Source organism: Enterobacter cloacae complex sp. 277I4, assembly GCF_050031465.1.
GTDB classification, from domain to species: Bacteria; Pseudomonadota; Gammaproteobacteria; order Enterobacterales; family Enterobacteriaceae; genus Enterobacter; species Enterobacter cloacae.
Genome location: NZ_JBLGWC010000001.1, coordinates 4,144,565 through 4,160,720, shown reverse-complemented (window position 1 = coordinate 4,160,720; position 16,156 = coordinate 4,144,565). Strand labels below are relative to the sequence as shown.

Genomic DNA, 16,156 nt, shown 5'->3' with positions numbered 1-16,156 from the left:
TGCAATAGTTTTTTTTGATATGTTGGCTAAGCGGATTTCAATCCAGCACAACATCAGTTCAGACAAAAAACAGGGTCGGGTAAATGGCAAAGGTATCACTGGAGAAAGACAAGATTAAATTCCTGCTAGTAGAAGGCGTGCATCAAAAAGCACTTGATAGCCTTCGCGCGGCAGGTTACACCAACATCGAATTTCACAAAGGCGCGCTGGATACTGAAGAGCTGAAAGCGTCCATCCGTGATGCCCATTTCATCGGCCTGCGATCCCGTACTCACCTGACTGAAGATGTTATTGCTGCGGCGGAAAAGCTGGTCGCTATCGGCTGTTTCTGCATCGGTACCAACCAGGTTGACCTGAATGCTGCCGCAAAACGCGGTATCCCGGTCTTCAACGCCCCGTTCTCCAACACCCGTTCCGTGGCGGAGCTGGTGATTGGCGAACTGCTGCTGCTGCTGCGTGGTATTCCGGAAGCCAACGCCAAAGCCCACCGCGGCGTGTGGAACAAACTGGCCGCGGGCTCTTATGAAGCGCGCGGTAAAAAACTGGGTATCATCGGTTACGGCCACATTGGTACCCAACTGGGTATCCTGGCTGAATCCCTGGGCATGCATGTTTACTTCTACGACATTGAAAGCAAACTGCCGCTGGGGAACGCCACTCAGGTTCAACATCTTTCTGACCTGCTGAACATGAGCGACGTGGTAAGCCTGCATGTGCCGGAAAACGCCTCAACCAAAAATATGATGGGCGCGGAAGAGCTGGCGCTGATGAAGCCAGGTTCCCTGCTGATCAACGCCGCACGCGGTACGGTTGTCGACATTCCCGCGCTGTGCGATGCCCTGAAGCGTAAGCATCTGGCGGGGGCGGCTATCGACGTCTTCCCGACGGAGCCTGCAACCAACAGCGATCCATTTAACTCTCCGCTGTGCGAGTTCGACAACGTGATCCTGACGCCACACATCGGTGGCTCTACTCAGGAAGCGCAGGAGAATATCGGTCTGGAAGTGGCGGGTAAACTGAGCAAATACTCCGATAACGGTTCAACGCTCTCTGCCGTTAACTTCCCGGAAGTGTCGCTGCCGCTGCACGGTGGCCGTCGTCTGCTGCACATTCACGAAAACCGTCCGGGTGTGCTGACCGCCATCAACCAGATCTTTGCTGAGCAGAGTGTCAACATTGCCGCGCAGTATCTGCAAACCAACTCGCAGATGGGCTATGTGGTTATTGATATCGAAGCAGATGAAGATGTGGCCGAGAAAGCGCTGCAGAGCATGAAGGCCATTCCGGGGACGATTCGCGCGCGTCTGCTGTACTAAGGGTGAGGTTTGTAGTGTCGGGTGGCGGCTACGCCTTACCCGACCTACGTCGACGTTTTGTAGGCCGGGTAAGCGTAAGCGCCACCCGGCTTTATTCTACCAGGTCCAGGTTTTACTGGGTGTTATCACCGCCGGCAACGGCACATCCCACTTCTCGACCGGCAAGGCGTCTACCGCCTGGCAATCATGCGCATAACCCACCGGCTGCAACCCGTACTGCTGCCAGTTTTGCAACGTTCTGTCATAGAACCCTCCGCCCATTCCTAAACGCTGGCCCTGTTCATCAAACGCCACCAGCGGCGTAATCAGCACGTCCAGCTGTGACAGCGGCAGCACGTCGCGCACATCCAGCTTCGGCTCGGTGATTTTCAGACGATTCACAACCAGTTCGCTGTGCGGGTGGTAGTGCAGAAACAGCAGGTTCCCTGCGCTAAACGGATGCAGCACCGGCAGATAAACCCGCTTTCCGGCTCGCCAGAGTTGTTCGATGAGTGGCTGCGTATCCAGCTCACCATCAAAAGAGAGAAACAGCGCGACGGTATGCGCCATTACTACAGGCGGATACGCCATCATGCGTGCCGCGGCCTGCTGGGCAAAATGCGCTTGCTGTTCAGGGGTTAACGCCCGGCGACGTTGTCGAATGAGTTGACGAATATCCTGGCGTGAGGCAGAAACTTCAGGGAATTGAGTCATGGTAGTGGTAGAAGAAGAGTGAGGGAATCTCCGAGATGCCGCCGCAGGCTGTAACCCTTGAACCCTTGGTTCAAGGTGAATGTGTCGTCATAGTTTTAAGGCTTCTCGGACGAACCGAGCATGCTCACCAACCATGGAGCGCCACATTCTTGTGGTATGAAATATCGGCTCAGGGGACTGGCCCGCTTGCGAACATCTCAGAGAAATTTTGTCTTCACAGTTACTCTACCATAGTCAACTGAGAAGTGTTATTCAAACTTTGGTCCCGGTCTTTCGGGATTGCGACCTTGATCAAGCAACGCCTGTTCTATGGTCTGCTGGAGCATTTTAATGCGCTGCTCCATGCTTGCCGCGTAGTCGCGGGTCTTCGCTTTTTCCTGAGTCAGTTCATAGCTGATGTTCAACGCGGCGATAAAAACCAGCTGCTCAGTATTTGTGACTCTAGTGCGTTCTTTGAGATCTTGCAACCGCTGATTCAAATCGTCCGCAGCCTGATTCAAAGCATCCCTTTGTTCAGGAGGACAATTCACTCGCAGTGAACGGCCAAAAATCTGGAGATCGACGGGTTGTGCAGACATGCCACCTTCCTGCTGATTGACTGCGCTGCCTTCGCTTACTGCCCCGGGGGCTGCGAAGGGGCGACACTATAGCTACCCTGATGTGAAGATACAAGCCCTTTTCTGGTATCACCAGGGTCCAAAGTGGTAGCATATCATGAATATTCCTCCCTTTGATGACGAAAGCTCATGTCTATACAGAACGAAATGCCTGGTTACAACGATTTAAACCAGTTACTGAACCAGCAGGGTGTGGGTTTAACCCCTGCCGAAATGCACGGTCTGATCAGTGGCATGCTATGCGGCGGAAACAGCGACAGCTCATGGCAGCCGCTGATCCACGACCTGACGAACGAAGGGCTGGCGTTTGGTCATGAACTGGCGGAAGCGCTGCGAAAAATGCACTCGGCAATCAGCGATTCGCTGGAGGACGATGGCTTCCTTTTTCAGCTTTATCTGCCTGAAGGCGACGATGTCAGCGTGTTCGATCGCGCCGATGCGCTGGCCGGTTGGGTAAACCACTATCTGCTGGGGCTGGGCGTAACGCAGCCTAAGCTTGATAAAGTGACCGGTGAAGCGGGTGAAGCGATCGACGATCTGCGTAACATCGCGCAACTGGGTTACGACGAAGAAGAAGATCAGGAAGAGCTGGAGATGTCTCTCGAAGAGATTATCGAGTACGTTCGCGTGGCGGCACTGCTGTGCCACGATAACTTCACCCGCTCGCAGCCAACCGCACCGGAAGTTCGTAAGCCAACCTTACATTAAGAAAAATAACGCACAGGAGGGTGTCATGGTTATCTCGCATCAAGAGTATTCCCGTCGTCGTCAGGCGCTGCTGGCAAAAATGCAGCCCGGAAGCGCTGCGCTGATTTTTGCCGCGCCCGAAGTGACGCGCAGTGCCGACAGTGAATACCCCTATCGCCAGAACAGCGATTTCTGGTACTTCACCGGGTTCAATGAACCTGAGGCGGTACTGGTGCTGATCAAGAGCAATGACACCCACAACCACAGCGTGATTTTCAACCGCGTACGGGATCTCACCGCGGAGATCTGGTTTGGTCGCCGCCTGGGGCAAGAGGCCGCGCCCGCGAAACTGGGTGTGGACCGTGCGCTGGCGTTCAGCGAAATCAACCAGCAGCTCTATCAGTTGCTGAACGGGCTGGATGTGCTTTACCACGCGCAGGGTGAGTATGCGTACGCCGATGAGATAGTCTTCACCGCGCTGGATAAGCTGCGTAAAGGCTCCCGGCAGAATCTCTCCGCCCCGGCCACGCTGACGGACTGGCGCCCGGTGGTCCACGAGATGCGCCTGTTTAAATCGCAGGAAGAGCTGGACGTGATGCGTCGTGCAGGCGAAATCAGCGCGCTGGCTCACACAAGGGCGATGGAAAAGTGCCACCCCGGCCTGTTTGAATATCAGCTGGAAGGCGAGATTCACCACGAGTTTAACCGCCACGGCGCGCGTTATCCCTCTTACAACACCATTGTCGGCGGCGGTGAAAACGGCTGCATTCTGCACTACACCGAAAATGAAAGTGAACTGCGTGACGGCGATCTGGTGCTGATTGATGCAGGCTGCGAATATCAGGGCTATGCGGGCGACATTACCCGTACCTTCCCGGTGAACGGTAAGTTCACTCCCGCGCAGCGCGAAATTTATGACATCGTTCTTGAATCTCTTGAAACCGCGCTGAAGCTCTATCGCCCCGGCACCTCCATCCAGGAAGTGACCGGCGAAGTGGTGCGCATCATGATTACCGGCCTCGTAAGGCTCGGGATTCTGAACGGTGATGTGGATACCCTGATTGCTGAAAATGCGCATCGCCCCTACTTTATGCACGGCCTGAGCCACTGGCTGGGGCTGGATGTGCATGATGTGGGTGCGTATGGTTCAGAACGTTCTCGCGTGCTGGAGCCGGGTATGGTGCTGACCGTTGAACCGGGGCTCTACATTGCGCCGGATGCCGACGTGCCGGAAGCGTACCGTGGAATTGGTATTCGCATCGAAGATGACATTGTCATCACCGAAACCGGTAACGAAAACCTGACCGCGGGCGTAGTGAAAAACGCCGATGACATTGAGGCGCTGATAGCAGCGGCACGCCCATGAGCGTGATTATCGTTGGTGGGGGGATGACGGGAGCTACGCTGGCGCTGGCCATCTCGCATTTGACGAAAGGGCAACTTCCGGTCCATCTGGTGGAGGCCGTGGCGCCAGAGGCGTCCGACCATCCCGGTTTTGATGCCCGCGCCATTGCCCTGGCTCAGGGGACCTGCCAGCAGCTCGCTCGAATTGGCATCTGGCAGGCGATTGCGGATTGTGCGACGGCAATCAACACCGTTCACGTCAGCGATCGTGGCCATGCCGGGTTTGTGACGCTGGACGCGCAGGATTACCGCATTGATGCCCTGGGTCGGGTGGTTGAACTTCACGACGTCGGGCTGCGTCTGTTCCGTTTATTGCAGGATGCCCCGGGCGTGACGCTCCATTGCCCGGCACGCGTCGCCAGCTTCAGCCGCAGCGAAGCGGCGGTCAGCGTGACGCTGGAAAACGGCACGGTTCTGGATGGCCAGCTTCTGGTCGCCGCCGATGGTTCACGTTCTGCGCTTGGCACCCAGTGCGGCGTGGAATGGCGCGCCCAGCCTTACGGACAGGTCGCCGTTATTGCTAACGTTTCTACGGCGGGAGAACACAACGGCAGGGCGTTTGAACGTTTCACTCAGCACGGCCCGCTGGCCATGCTGCCGATGTCAAACGGACGCTGCTCGCTGGTGTGGTGTCATCCCCAGGATAAAGCGGCTGACGTTGAGGCCTGGTCCGACGACCGTTTTTGTACCGAGCTGCAAAAAGCCTTTGGCTGGCGGCTGGGGCGTATTACCCATGCGGGAAAACGCGCTGTTTACCCGCTGTCGCTGACCACGGCATCTCAGTCCATCTCCCATCGCGTGGCGCTGGTCGGCAATGCCGCGCAGACGTTGCACCCAATCGCCGGGCAAGGCTTCAACCTTGGGCTACGCGACGTGATGAGCCTGGCAGAGACTCTGTCTCAGGCGTGGCATGAGCAAAAAGATTGCGGTGCGTATCCGGTGCTCAGCCATTATCAGAAGCGACGCCGGGCCGATAAAGAAGCGACTATCGGCGTCACCGATGGCCTGGTACATCTGTTTGCCAATCGCTGGGCACCGCTGGTTGCAGGCCGCAACCTTGGGCTGATGGCGATGGAATTATTCATTCCGGCACGTGACGTGCTGGCGCAGCGGACCCTTGGTTGGGTCGCGCGTTAAGGAGTTATCATCGTGCAAAATGTTGATGTCGCCATTGTGGGCGGCGGAATGGTAGGGCTGGCGCTGGCCTGTGGTTTACAGGGCAGTGGTCTGCGCGTGGCCGTGCTGGAGCAAAATCTGCCTCAGCCCGTTGCGCACGATGCGCCGCCGGAACTGCGCGTCTCGGCAATCAATGCCGCCAGCGAAAAACTACTGACGCGCCTTGGCGTCTGGTCAGATATCGTGGCGCAGCGTGCCAGCTGCTATCACGGAATGGAAGTGTGGGACAAAGACAGCTTTGGTCATATCGCGTTTGATGATGAAAGTATGGGCTATAGCCATCTGGGTCATATCATCGAAAATGCCGTCATTCACCATGCGTTATGGCAAAAAGCGCAATCCTGCAGCGACATCAACCTGATGGCGCCCGCGCAAATCCAGCAGGTGGCATGGGGCGAAAACGAAGCGTTTCTCACCCTGCAGAGCGGCGACATGCTCACCGCGCGGCTGGTGGTGGGCGCGGATGGCGCAAACTCGTGGCTGCGTAACAAGGCGGATATTCCCCTGACCTTCTGGGATTATCGTCATCATGCGCTGGTAGCAACCATCCGTACTGAAGAGCCGCACGGCGGCGTTGCGCGCCAGATTTTCCATAACGACGGTATTCTGGCATTTCTGCCGCTGAGCGATCCGCACCTGTGCTCGATCGTCTGGTCTCTGGTGCCGGAAAAAGCACAGCTGATGCGCGAGGCGACGCCAGAGGCGTTTAATCAGGCGCTGTGCATGGCGTTTGATAACCGTCTTGGTCTGTGCACCCTTGAGAGCGAACGCCTGGTATTCCCGTTGACCGGCCGCTACGCGCGCCAGTTTGCGGCGCACCGTCTCGCGCTGGTGGGTGACGCGGCGCATACCATTCATCCGCTGGCCGGACAGGGAGTTAACCTTGGCTTTATGGATGCGGCAGAGCTGGTGAATGAGCTGCGCCGTCTGCACCGCGAAGGTAAAGACATCGGCCAGCATCTCTACCTGCGTCGCTACGAACGTAGCCGCAAGCACAGCGCGGCGGTGATGCTGGCAGGTATGCAGGGCTTCCGCGAGCTGTTTGCCGGGGCAAATCCGGCGAAAAAACTGCTGCGCGACATCGGCCTGAAACTGGCCGACACCCTTCCGGGCGTAAAACCTCAACTCCTTCGTCAGGCGATGGGTCTTAACGATCTTCCCGACTGGTTACGTTAATCTCGATCCCCGTCACACTTTATTTACCCGGCCTCTGCGCCGGGTAAATATCCTCGTTTGAAATAATCTAATTTCACGCCATTTTTCGCATTAGATAATCTAATCTGGCTATTTTTACGTTACGGAAATTTGGCCCGTTTTTCAGCATGAAATATCATCATGTGCTAAATATTGTTAGATCGTTGTTAATTTTATGCGGGTTTAATCGCATTTTACCAGTGAATAACTCTGTAGGCTTTTCAGCGTTTTTTGGTCATAAGCTAATGTGATGACCTGTTTTACCTTATGGTTAACCGTCGGTTTCGGTGGTAAGTTCAGGTAAAAGAGAACGTTTGCGTCGGTGCCGAATGACGGGGCCGATACCGGGATTCACGGTGAATTTTTCAACGAGGAAAAGATGGCTCAACAGACTCCTTTGTACGAACAACACGTGTTATGCGGTGCACGTATGGTGGACTTTCATGGCTGGATGATGCCGCTGCATTACGGCTCCCAGATTGATGAACACCACGCAGTGCGTACCGATGCCGGTATGTTCGACGTCTCCCACATGACAATTGTCGACCTGCGCGGTAGCCGCACCCGGGAGTTTTTGCGTTATCTGCTGGCAAACGACGTCGCAAAACTGAAGACGCCAGGTAAAGCGCTCTATACCGGCATGCTAAATGCCTCTGGCGGCGTGATTGACGACCTTATCGTCTACTACTTCACTGAAGATTTCTTCCGCCTCGTTGTAAACTCCGCCACCCGCGAAAAAGACCTCTCCTGGATTACCCAACACGCTGAACCATATGCCATCGACATCACCGTCCGTGATGATCTGTCGTTGATCGCCGTGCAGGGGCCGAACGCGCAGGCGAAAGCCGCCACGCTGTTCAACAACGAGCAGCGTGAAGCCACCGCTGGCATGAAGCCGTTCTTCGGCGTGCAGGCGGGCGATCTGTTTATCGCCACCACCGGCTATACCGGTGAAGCGGGCTATGAAATTGCCATGCCGAATGAAAAAGCCGCCGATTTCTGGCGTGCGCTGGTGGAAGCGGGCGTCAAGCCTGCAGGACTGGGCGCACGCGATACGCTGCGTCTGGAAGCGGGCATGAACCTTTATGGTCAGGAGATGGACGAAAGCGTCTCTCCACTGGCCGCTAACATGGGCTGGACCATCGCGTGGGAACCGGCTGACCGCGAATTTATTGGCCGTGAAGCGCTGGAGATGCAGCGCGAAAAGGGCACTGAACAGCTGGTTGGCCTGGTGATGAAGGAAAAAGGCGTGCTGCGCGGCGAACTACCGGTACGTTTTACCGATGCAGACGGCAATCCGCGTGAAGGCGTGATCACCAGCGGTACCTTCTCCCCGACGCTGGGCTACAGTATTGCACTGGCACGCGTGCCGGCCGGCATTGGCGAAACGGCGGTGGTACAGATCCGCAACCGCGAAATGCCGGTCCACGTGACCAAACCGATTTTTGTTCGCGCCGGTAAGCCGGTCGCCTAATCATTTTTATCAGGAGAACTTCAATGAGCAATGTGCCAGCAGAACTGAAATACAGCAAAGAACACGAGTGGCTGCGCAAAGAGGCGGACGGCTCTTATACCGTTGGGATCACCGAGCACGCGCAAGAGCTGCTGGGCGACATGGTGTTTGTTGACCTGCCGGAAGTGGGCGCGACCGTTAGCGCGGGCGATGACTGCGCTGTCGCGGAATCTGTTAAGGCGGCATCCGATATCTATGCACCGGTGAGCGGCGAAATCATTGCCGTCAACGACGCGCTGAGCGACTCCCCGGAACTGGTCAACAGCGAACCGTATGAAGGCGGCTGGATCTTCAAGATCAAAGCCAGCGACGAATCACAGGTTGCTGCGCTGCTGGATGCCACCGCATACGAAGCCCTGTTAGAAGACGAGTAAGCCATTATCCCTCTCCCTCCGGGAGAGGAAAGGGGTGAGGGTGCCCATCTTTCCCTCACCCTAACCCTCTCCCGGTGGGAGAGGGAACTTATATTCACTGCACGTTTCAGGAACCATCGCTCATGACACAGACTTTAAGCCAGCTTGAAAACCGTGGCGCCTTCATTGAACGTCACATAGGGCCGGATGCTCAGCAACAGCAGGAGATGCTGAAGACAGTTGGCGCGGATTCATTAGACGCACTGATCGGCCAGATCGTGCCAAAAGACATCCAGCTTGCCACGCCACCACAGGTGGGCGAGGCGACGACTGAATTTGCTGCGCTGGCAGAATTAAAGGCCATTGCAGCCCTTAACAAGCGCTATAAGTCTTACATTGGCATGGGTTATACCAACGTGCAGTTACCGCCGGTGATCCTGCGCAACATGCTGGAAAACCCGGGCTGGTATACCGCGTATACCCCCTATCAGCCGGAAGTGTCCCAGGGCCGTCTGGAAGCGCTGTTGAACTTCCAGCAGGTGACCCTGGATCTGACCGGTCTCGACATCGCCTCTGCGTCTCTGCTGGATGAAGCGACCGCCGCGGCAGAAGCCATGGCAATGGCGAAACGCGTGAGCAAGCTGAAAAACGCCAACCGCTTCTTCGTGGCGGCGGATGTTCATCCGCAGACGCTGGACGTGGTACGCACTCGTGCGGAAACCTTTGGCTTCGACGTGATTGTCGACGATGCCGACAAAGTACTGGATCACCAGGATGTCTTTGGCGTGCTGCTACAGCAGGTGGGCACCACCGGCGAAGTGCATGACTACAGCGCGCTGATGACCGAACTCAAATCCCGCAAAGTCGTTGTCAGCGTCGCCGCTGATTTTATGGCACTGGTACTGTTGACGGCGCCTGGCAAACAGGGTGCGGATATCGTCTTCGGCTCTGCGCAGCGCTTCGGCGTGCCGATGGGCTACGGCGGCCCGCACGCGGCATTCTTTGCGGCAAAAGATGAATTCAAACGCTCCATGCCTGGCCGTATTATCGGTGTGTCAAAAGACGCTGCCGGTAACACTGCGCTGCGCATGGCGATGCAGACGCGTGAGCAGCATATCCGCCGCGAGAAAGCGAACTCCAACATTTGTACTTCGCAGGTTCTGCTGGCTAACATTGCCAGCCTGTATGCGGTGTTCCATGGTCCGGTTGGCCTGAAACGCATCGCCAGCCGCATTCACCGTCTGGCCGATATTCTGGCCTGCGGTCTGCAGCAGAAAGGCCTCAAACTGCGTCACGCTCACTACTTCGACACCCTGTGCGTTGAAGTGGCGGACAAAGCGGCGGTGCTGGCGCGTGCTGATGCGGCGCAAATCAACCTGCGCAGCGACATCCATAACGCGGTCGGCATCACCCTCGATGAATCCACCACCCGTGTAGATATCGTCAACCTGTTTAACGTGTTGCTGGGCGACGCGCACGGTCTGGATATTGATACGCTGGACAAAGAGGTCGCGCTCGACAGCCGCTCAATTCAGGAAAGCATGCTGCGTAACGATGCGATCCTGACGCACCCGGTCTTTAACCGCTACCACAGCGAAACCGAGATGATGCGTTACATGCACTCTCTGGAGCGCAAGGATCTGGCGCTGAACCAGGCGATGATCCCGCTGGGTTCCTGCACCATGAAGCTGAACGCGGCGGCGGAGATGATCCCTATCACCTGGCCTGAGTTTGCCGAGCTGCACCCGTTCTGCCCTGCCGAACAGGCGGAAGGGTATCACCTGATGATCAACCAGCTCTCCGACTGGCTGGTGAAACTGACGGGTTACGATGCGCTCTGCATGCAGCCAAACTCTGGCGCGCAGGGTGAGTACGCCGGTCTGCTGGCGATCCGCCACTATCACGAGAGCCGTAACGAAGGCCACCGTGATATCTGCCTGATCCCAAGCTCTGCCCACGGCACCAACCCGGCCTCCGCCCAGATGGCGGGGATGGAAGTGGTCGTGGTGGCGTGCGATAAGAACGGCAACATTGACCTCGCTGACCTGCGTGCGAAAGCCGAACAGGCGGGCGATAAGCTCTCCTGCATCATGGTGACCTACCCGTCGACTCACGGCGTGTACGAAGAGACCATCCGTGAAGTGTGTGAAGTGGTGCATCAGTTTGGCGGCCAGGTCTATCTCGACGGTGCGAACATGAATGCGCAGGTGGGCATCACCTCGCCGGGCTTCATCGGTGCGGACGTTTCGCACCTGAACCTGCATAAAACCTTCTGCATTCCGCACGGCGGTGGCGGCCCGGGTATGGGGCCAATCGGCGTGAAAGCACACCTGGCACCGTTTGTTCCAGGCCATAGCGTGGTGCAGATCGAAGGGATGCTGACCCGTCAGGGCGCGGTGTCAGCGGCACCGTTTGGTAGCGCCTCTATCCTGCCAATCAGCTGGATGTACATCCGCATGATGGGCGCGGAAGGGCTGAAGAAGGCAAGCCAGGTGGCGATCCTGAACGCTAACTACATCGCGACCCGCCTCAAGTCAGCCTTTCCGGTGCTCTACACCGGTCGTGATGGCCGCGTGGCGCACGAGTGCATTCTGGATATTCGTCCGCTGAAAGAGCAGACCGGCATTAGCGAGCTGGATATTGCCAAACGTCTTATCGACTATGGATTCCATGCGCCAACCATGTCGTTCCCGGTTGCGGGTACGCTGATGGTGGAGCCAACGGAGTCCGAGAGCAAAGCCGAGCTGGACCGCTTTATTGATGCGATGCTGGCCATCCGCATGGAGATCGACCGCGTGCAGGACGGCGAATGGACGCTGGAAGACAACCCGCTGGTCAATGCGCCGCACACGCAGCATGAAATGGTGGCGGAGTGGAATCACGGTTACAGCCGTGAACTGGCGGTCTTCCCGGCCGGTGTGGCAAACAAATACTGGCCAACCGTGAAACGTCTTGATGACGTCTACGGTGACCGTAATCTGTTCTGCTCCTGCGTACCAATGAGCGAATACCAGTAATCGTGTTGATGTAGTAACGTAGGCCGGGTATGGCGAAGCCGCCATACCCGGCTTTTTTATTGGGAGAAAAGAATGGGTATTGCACTTGTAACAGGCGCCAGCCGCGGTATCGGTAAAGCCACCGCGCTGCAGCTGGCAAACGAAGGCTACACCGTGGCGGTGAATTATCACCACAATATCAAGGCTGCGACGGACGTTATCAACCAGATCGTCGGGGCGGGCGGTAAAGCCTTTGCCCTGCGCGCAGATATTAGCGATGAAGCGCAGGTACTGGCGATGTTCGACAGTCTTGACCGAGAAGCTGAGCCGCTGACGGCGCTGGTGAATAACGCCGGGATCCTGTTTGAGCAATCCACTATCGAAAATCTTTCGGCTGAACGCATTAATCGCGTGCTGGCAACCAACGTCACGGGGTATTTCCTTTGCTGCCGTGAAGCGGTAAAGCGTATGTCGCACAAACATGGCGGCAAGGGTGGGGCGATTGTGAATGTCTCCTCCGCGGCGTCACGACTGGGCGCACCGGGTGAGTATGTGGATTACGCGGCGTCCAAAGGGGCGGTGGATTCACTGACAACCGGGTTAGCGCTGGAGGTGGCGGCGCAAGGTATCCGCGTTAACTGCGTGCGCCCTGGGCTTATCTATACCGACATCCATGCCGACGGTGGAGAGCCGGGACGTGTGGATCGTGTTAAGTCGTTGCTGCCGATGCAGCGCGGCGGCCAGCCTGAAGAGGTAGCCCAGGCGATTGTCTGGCTGCTGAGCGAGAAAGCGTCGTACGTGACGGGCAGTTTTATTGAGTTAGCGGGCGGGAAGTAAACCCCTTACCCTAACCCTCTCCCCAAAAGGGAGAGGGGATCAATCGTAGCGCCGCCCGGCGTTACAGAGTTAAAGCGTCTCACCGTTACTGGCAATCACACCTTTATACCACTCGAAGCTTTTCTTACGGGAGCGCGACATGTCGCCCGTGCCGTCGTCGTGCTTGTTCACATAGATAAAACCATAGCGCTTGCTGTACTGGCCGGTGGTGAACGACACGCAGTCGATACAGCCCCACGGCGTATAACCCATCAGGTCCACGCCATCGTGCGTCACGGCTTTGATCATCTCTTCCACGTGAGCGCGCAGATAGTCGATGCGGTAGTCGTCGTTAATGCTGCCATCTTCTTCCACTTTATCGTAGGCGCCAAAACCGTTCTCGACGATAAACAGCGGTTTCTGATAACGCTCGTATAGCTCACACAGAGAGTAGCGCAGACCCACAGGGTCAATCTGCCAGCCCCAGTCAGAGGCTTTCACATGCGGGTTGGGCACGCTGCCTTCAAAGCCTGAGATTGCATCGCCGGTACCGCCTTCTGCTTTGACGGCGTTAGTCATGTAATAGCTGAAACCTAAGTAGTCGCAGGTACCTTCACGCAGGATCTGCTCATCACCCGGCTCCATGTTAATGGTAAAACCACGGCGCTCCCACTCATTCAGTACATAAGACGGGTAATAACCGCGCAGCTGAACGTCGGTAAAGACATAGCGTTCACGCATGGATTCCTGGGCAAACATCACGTCCTCCGGTTTACAGGAGAACGGATAGAGCGCCACCATCGCCAGCATACAGCCGACCTTCATTTCCGGGTTAATACGACGCGCAGCTTTCACTGCCAGGGCGCTTGCCACAAACTGATGATGCAGCACCTGGTACATGGTCTCTTCCGGGTTGTCGTGCTCGGTATAGACCACACCGGAGCAGCAGTAACCGAACAGCGGGGCACGCCAGTTACGCTGGTTGTTGATTTCGTTGAAGGTCATCCAGTATTTGACCTTGTTTTTGTAACGCTCGAAGACCACTTCCGCGAAACGGACAAAGAAATCGACCACTTTACGGTTGGTCCAGGCGCCGTATTCCTGCACCAGGTGCAGCGGCATTTCGAAGTGGGAGAGGGTGATCACCGGCTCGATGTTGTACTTCAGCAATTCATCGAACAGATCGTCGTAAAACTTCAGCCCTTCTTCATTGGGCTGCGTTTCGTCACCTTTCGGGAAGATGCGCGTCCAGGCGATAGAGGTGCGGAAACATTTGAAGCCCATCTCGGCAAACAGCTTGATGTCTTCTTTGTAGTGGCCGTGGAAGTCGATGGCCTCGTGGTTTGGGTAGTATTTACCCGGTACCACTTCCTGGGTGATTTCACGGGGAACGCCATGCGCGCCACCGGTCAGCACGTCACAGATGCTCGGCCCTTTGCCGCCTTTGTTCCAGCCGCCTTCCACCTGGTGAGCAGCAACCGCGCCGCCCCATAAAAAATCTTTTGGTAAGGTTAATTTTTTCATCGTTGCTATTCTCAATTCATGACTTATTGAATCGAGTCTAGCAAAGCGACATTAAATGTCACGATATAACAATTTGCATGAATTGTAATTTGTCACATGCAAAAAACAGGATGTTTTATTCTGTTAATTTCTTCGCCAGTTTACGCCCGAGCGACTCCAGAATATAAATAACGGGAATTTGGGTGGTGATATCATACACGCCTGCAATACGCGTCTGTGGAACATGCCAGGAGAGATTAAAATCGGCCAGTTTTGCCAGCCGCGAGTGCTCATGGCTGGTAATGGAGAGTACCTTGCAGTGATGCAGACTGAACTGGCTGGCGAAGCGCAGGATCTCTTCCGTTTCACCGGATACCGACAGTACAATCGCCAGCGCATTTTTGGCCATGTCATTGGTCACCGGGAAATAAGGATCGTCGATATGGTTGCTGAATTTACCGATATTAGAAAAGAAGCGTGCACCATATTTTGCCAGCGAGCCTGAGGTCCCTGCGCCGACAAAGATAATTCGCTCGGACGATAATATTATCTCCACCGCTTCATCTAATAATGTATCGAACTCTTCATTATTAACGCTTTTAAAGAAGCTGATAATTTCACTGGCACCAAAATTTATCTGCTGAGGTTCGTTCTGCTCCAGGTAGAGCTTAAAGCGTACGCGGAATTCAGAGTAGCCTTCGCAGTTGAGTTTGCGGCAAAAGCGCAGGATAGTGGTGGTGGAGACACCTGCCGCGTCCGCCAGTTCGCGGATAGTCATGTACATCACTTTGTCACGATTTTTGATGACATAGTTGTAGACCATCATCTCCAGATTATTGAGACTGGCAATGGCGGCGTGGGTGAACATACTCACAGTGGCATAACTCTCATTCAGACCTCATTGACCCATCATAACATGCAGCCAGAGGGCAGGATCCATTTTTATACCTTTGATTCATAATGATTAAATTTTAATGTGAACAAATGTAAGGTGAAACTGTTTTTTATATATATGATTTTTATATATAAATTATGGATTGAAATTATTTTAGCTAACAGGTGTTCACTGGAATCATTCTCAGTTAGCATAGTCATGCGATGAATAATCATCTTTCGTTTTCCCGGAGTTTTGTATGGTGAGCAGACCATTAATCGCACAGGGATATTCACTGGCTGAGGAAGTAGCCAACAGCATCAGCCACGGCATTGGCCTGGTGTTTGGGATTGTCGGTTTAGTGTTATTACTGGTGCAGGCGGTGGACACCAACGCCAGTGCCATGGCCATTACCAGCTACAGCCTGTATGGCGGGAGTATGATCCTGCTGTTTCTGGCGTCGACGCTGTATCACGCCATTCCGCATCAGCGGGCAAAGATATGGCTCAAAAAATTTGACCACTGCGCTATCTATCTTCTTATTGCAGGCACCTACACGCCATTCCTGCTGGTGGGGTTGAACTCACCGCTGTCGCGTGGCCTGATGATTGTGATCTGGAGCCTGGCGCTGCTGGGGATCCTCTTTAAGCTGACCATTGCGCACCGGTTTAAGGTGCTGTCGCTGGTGACCTACCTGACGATGGGCTGGCTGTCGCTGATAGTGGTTTATCAGCTGGCGATTAAGCTGGCGGTAGGGGGCGTGACCCTGCTTGCCGTAGGCGGCGTGGTCTACTCGTTGGGCGTCATTTTCTATGTCTGCAAGCGCATCCCTTATAACCATGCCATCTGGCACGGCTTTGTACTTGGGGGCAGCGTGTGTCACTTCCTGGCAATTTATTTGTATGTGGGGCAGGTGTAGTTTTTACATCTTGCGGCCTGTTGCCCTCACCCTAACCCTCTCCCACAGCGAGAGGGAGAACACCAAAACCGTAGGCCCGGTAAGCGCAGCGCCAC

Annotated in this window: 14 protein-coding genes and 1 other RNA gene; 10 read left to right on the top strand and 5 right to left on the bottom strand. The window is 55.5% G+C overall.

Annotated elements, in window-relative coordinates; translation table 11 throughout:
- Positions 1-83 precede the first annotated feature (83 nt).
- Positions 84-1,316 (top strand): phosphoglycerate dehydrogenase, encoded by a 1,233-nt coding sequence (gene serA / locus ACQG19_RS20230; RefSeq protein ID WP_013098629.1) that lies wholly within the window; start codon positions 84-86, stop codon positions 1,314-1,316.
- Positions 1,317-1,412: 96 nt separating this feature from the next.
- Here serA and ACQG19_RS20225 read toward each other — a convergent pair whose 3' ends face one another.
- The 3 genes from ACQG19_RS20225 to zapA form a co-directional block, all read right to left on the bottom strand.
- Positions 1,413-2,009, bottom strand: coding sequence for a 5-formyltetrahydrofolate cyclo-ligase (locus ACQG19_RS20225; protein WP_040021696.1), 597 nt, complete (start codon positions 2,007-2,009; stop codon positions 1,413-1,415).
- 23 nt (positions 2,010-2,032) lie between these two features.
- Positions 2,033-2,216, bottom strand: a non-coding RNA gene (ssrS, locus tag ACQG19_RS20220) — 6S RNA.
- Between the two features lie 41 nt (positions 2,217-2,257).
- Complete coding sequence (gene zapA, locus ACQG19_RS20215) at positions 2,258-2,587, bottom strand: cell division protein ZapA (protein ID WP_006811891.1); 330 nt, start codon at positions 2,585-2,587, stop codon at positions 2,258-2,260.
- A gap of 168 nt (positions 2,588-2,755) precedes the next feature.
- Between zapA and ACQG19_RS20210 the strand changes: the two genes are divergently transcribed.
- The 8 genes from ACQG19_RS20210 (at position 2,756) to ACQG19_RS20175 (ending at position 12,786) form a co-directional block, all read left to right on the top strand.
- The gene (locus ACQG19_RS20210; RefSeq protein WP_013098627.1) at positions 2,756-3,334 is read left to right on the top strand and encodes a YecA family protein; all 579 of its coding nucleotides are present in this window, start codon (positions 2,756-2,758) and stop codon (positions 3,332-3,334) included.
- Positions 3,335-3,365: 31 nt separating this feature from the next.
- Positions 3,366-4,679 carry a Xaa-Pro aminopeptidase gene (gene pepP / locus ACQG19_RS20205; RefSeq protein WP_154232330.1) on the top strand — a complete coding sequence of 438 codons (1,314 nt, stop codon included), beginning with the start codon at positions 3,366-3,368 and terminating at the stop codon, positions 4,677-4,679.
- Positions 4,676-5,854, top strand: coding sequence for a 2-octaprenyl-6-methoxyphenyl hydroxylase (gene ubiH / locus ACQG19_RS20200; RefSeq protein ID WP_020687080.1), 1,179 nt, complete (start codon positions 4,676-4,678; stop codon positions 5,852-5,854). Before pepP ends, ubiH begins: the two co-directional genes overlap by 4 nt.
- Before the next feature lie 12 nt (positions 5,855-5,866).
- Complete coding sequence (ubiI, locus tag ACQG19_RS20195) at positions 5,867-7,069, top strand: FAD-dependent 2-octaprenylphenol hydroxylase (RefSeq protein ID WP_013098624.1); 1,203 nt, start codon at positions 5,867-5,869, stop codon at positions 7,067-7,069.
- A 397-nt stretch (positions 7,070-7,466) separates the two neighbouring features.
- Entirely contained in the window at positions 7,467-8,561 is a 1,095-nt protein-coding gene (gene gcvT / locus ACQG19_RS20190) for a glycine cleavage system aminomethyltransferase GcvT (RefSeq protein ID WP_028028158.1), read from the top strand.
- A 23-nt stretch (positions 8,562-8,584) separates the two neighbouring features.
- Complete coding sequence (gcvH, locus tag ACQG19_RS20185) at positions 8,585-8,974, top strand: glycine cleavage system protein GcvH (RefSeq protein ID WP_013098622.1); 390 nt, start codon at positions 8,585-8,587, stop codon at positions 8,972-8,974.
- A 122-nt stretch (positions 8,975-9,096) separates the two neighbouring features.
- The gene (gene gcvP / locus ACQG19_RS20180; protein WP_038983907.1) at positions 9,097-11,970 is read left to right on the top strand and encodes an aminomethyl-transferring glycine dehydrogenase; all 2,874 of its coding nucleotides are present in this window, start codon (positions 9,097-9,099) and stop codon (positions 11,968-11,970) included.
- A 72-nt stretch (positions 11,971-12,042) separates the two neighbouring features.
- Positions 12,043-12,786 carry an SDR family oxidoreductase gene (locus tag ACQG19_RS20175; RefSeq protein ID WP_013098620.1) on the top strand — a complete coding sequence of 248 codons (744 nt, stop codon included), beginning with the start codon at positions 12,043-12,045 and terminating at the stop codon, positions 12,784-12,786.
- Between the two features lie 69 nt (positions 12,787-12,855).
- Here ACQG19_RS20175 and ACQG19_RS20170 read toward each other — a convergent pair whose 3' ends face one another.
- Together ACQG19_RS20170 and ACQG19_RS20165 are read right to left on the bottom strand one after the other, a co-directional pair.
- A complete protein-coding gene (locus ACQG19_RS20170; RefSeq protein ID WP_020687084.1) occupies positions 12,856-14,289 on the bottom strand; it encodes a 6-phospho-beta-glucosidase in 1,434 nt (477 codons plus the stop codon).
- 115 nt (positions 14,290-14,404) lie between these two features.
- Positions 14,405-15,136, bottom strand: coding sequence for a MurR/RpiR family transcriptional regulator (locus ACQG19_RS20165; RefSeq protein ID WP_020687085.1), 732 nt, complete (start codon positions 15,134-15,136; stop codon positions 14,405-14,407).
- Between the two features lie 265 nt (positions 15,137-15,401).
- Between ACQG19_RS20165 and trhA the strand changes: the two genes are divergently transcribed.
- Complete coding sequence (gene trhA, locus ACQG19_RS20160; protein ID WP_003863433.1) at positions 15,402-16,061, top strand: PAQR family membrane homeostasis protein TrhA; 660 nt, start codon at positions 15,402-15,404, stop codon at positions 16,059-16,061.
- Positions 16,062-16,156: the final 95 nt, after the last annotated feature.

Bases quoted from the DNA above. Each gene is read 5' to 3' on its own strand.
- serA (WP_013098629.1), top strand. From the start codon at position 84: ATGGCAAAGGTATCACTGGAGAAAGACAAGATTAAATTCCTGCTAGTA.
- ACQG19_RS20225 (WP_040021696.1), bottom strand. From the start codon at position 2,009: ATGACTCAATTCCCTGAAGTTTCTGCCTCACGCCAGGATATTCGTCAA.
- zapA (WP_006811891.1), bottom strand. From the start codon at position 2,587: ATGTCTGCACAACCCGTCGATCTCCAGATTTTTGGCCGTTCACTGCGA.
- ACQG19_RS20210 (WP_013098627.1), top strand. From the start codon at position 2,756: ATGTCTATACAGAACGAAATGCCTGGTTACAACGATTTAAACCAGTTA.
- ubiH (WP_020687080.1), top strand. From the start codon at position 4,676: ATGAGCGTGATTATCGTTGGTGGGGGGATGACGGGAGCTACGCTGGCG.
- gcvT (WP_028028158.1), top strand. From the start codon at position 7,467: ATGGCTCAACAGACTCCTTTGTACGAACAACACGTGTTATGCGGTGCA.
- gcvH (WP_013098622.1), top strand. From the start codon at position 8,585: ATGAGCAATGTGCCAGCAGAACTGAAATACAGCAAAGAACACGAGTGG.
- gcvP (WP_038983907.1), top strand. From the start codon at position 9,097: ATGACACAGACTTTAAGCCAGCTTGAAAACCGTGGCGCCTTCATTGAA.
- ACQG19_RS20175 (WP_013098620.1), top strand. From the start codon at position 12,043: ATGGGTATTGCACTTGTAACAGGCGCCAGCCGCGGTATCGGTAAAGCC.
- ACQG19_RS20170 (WP_020687084.1), bottom strand. From the start codon at position 14,289: ATGAAAAAATTAACCTTACCAAAAGATTTTTTATGGGGCGGCGCGGTT.
- ACQG19_RS20165 (WP_020687085.1), bottom strand. From the start codon at position 15,136: ATGTTCACCCACGCCGCCATTGCCAGTCTCAATAATCTGGAGATGATG.
- trhA (WP_003863433.1), top strand. From the start codon at position 15,402: ATGGTGAGCAGACCATTAATCGCACAGGGATATTCACTGGCTGAGGAA.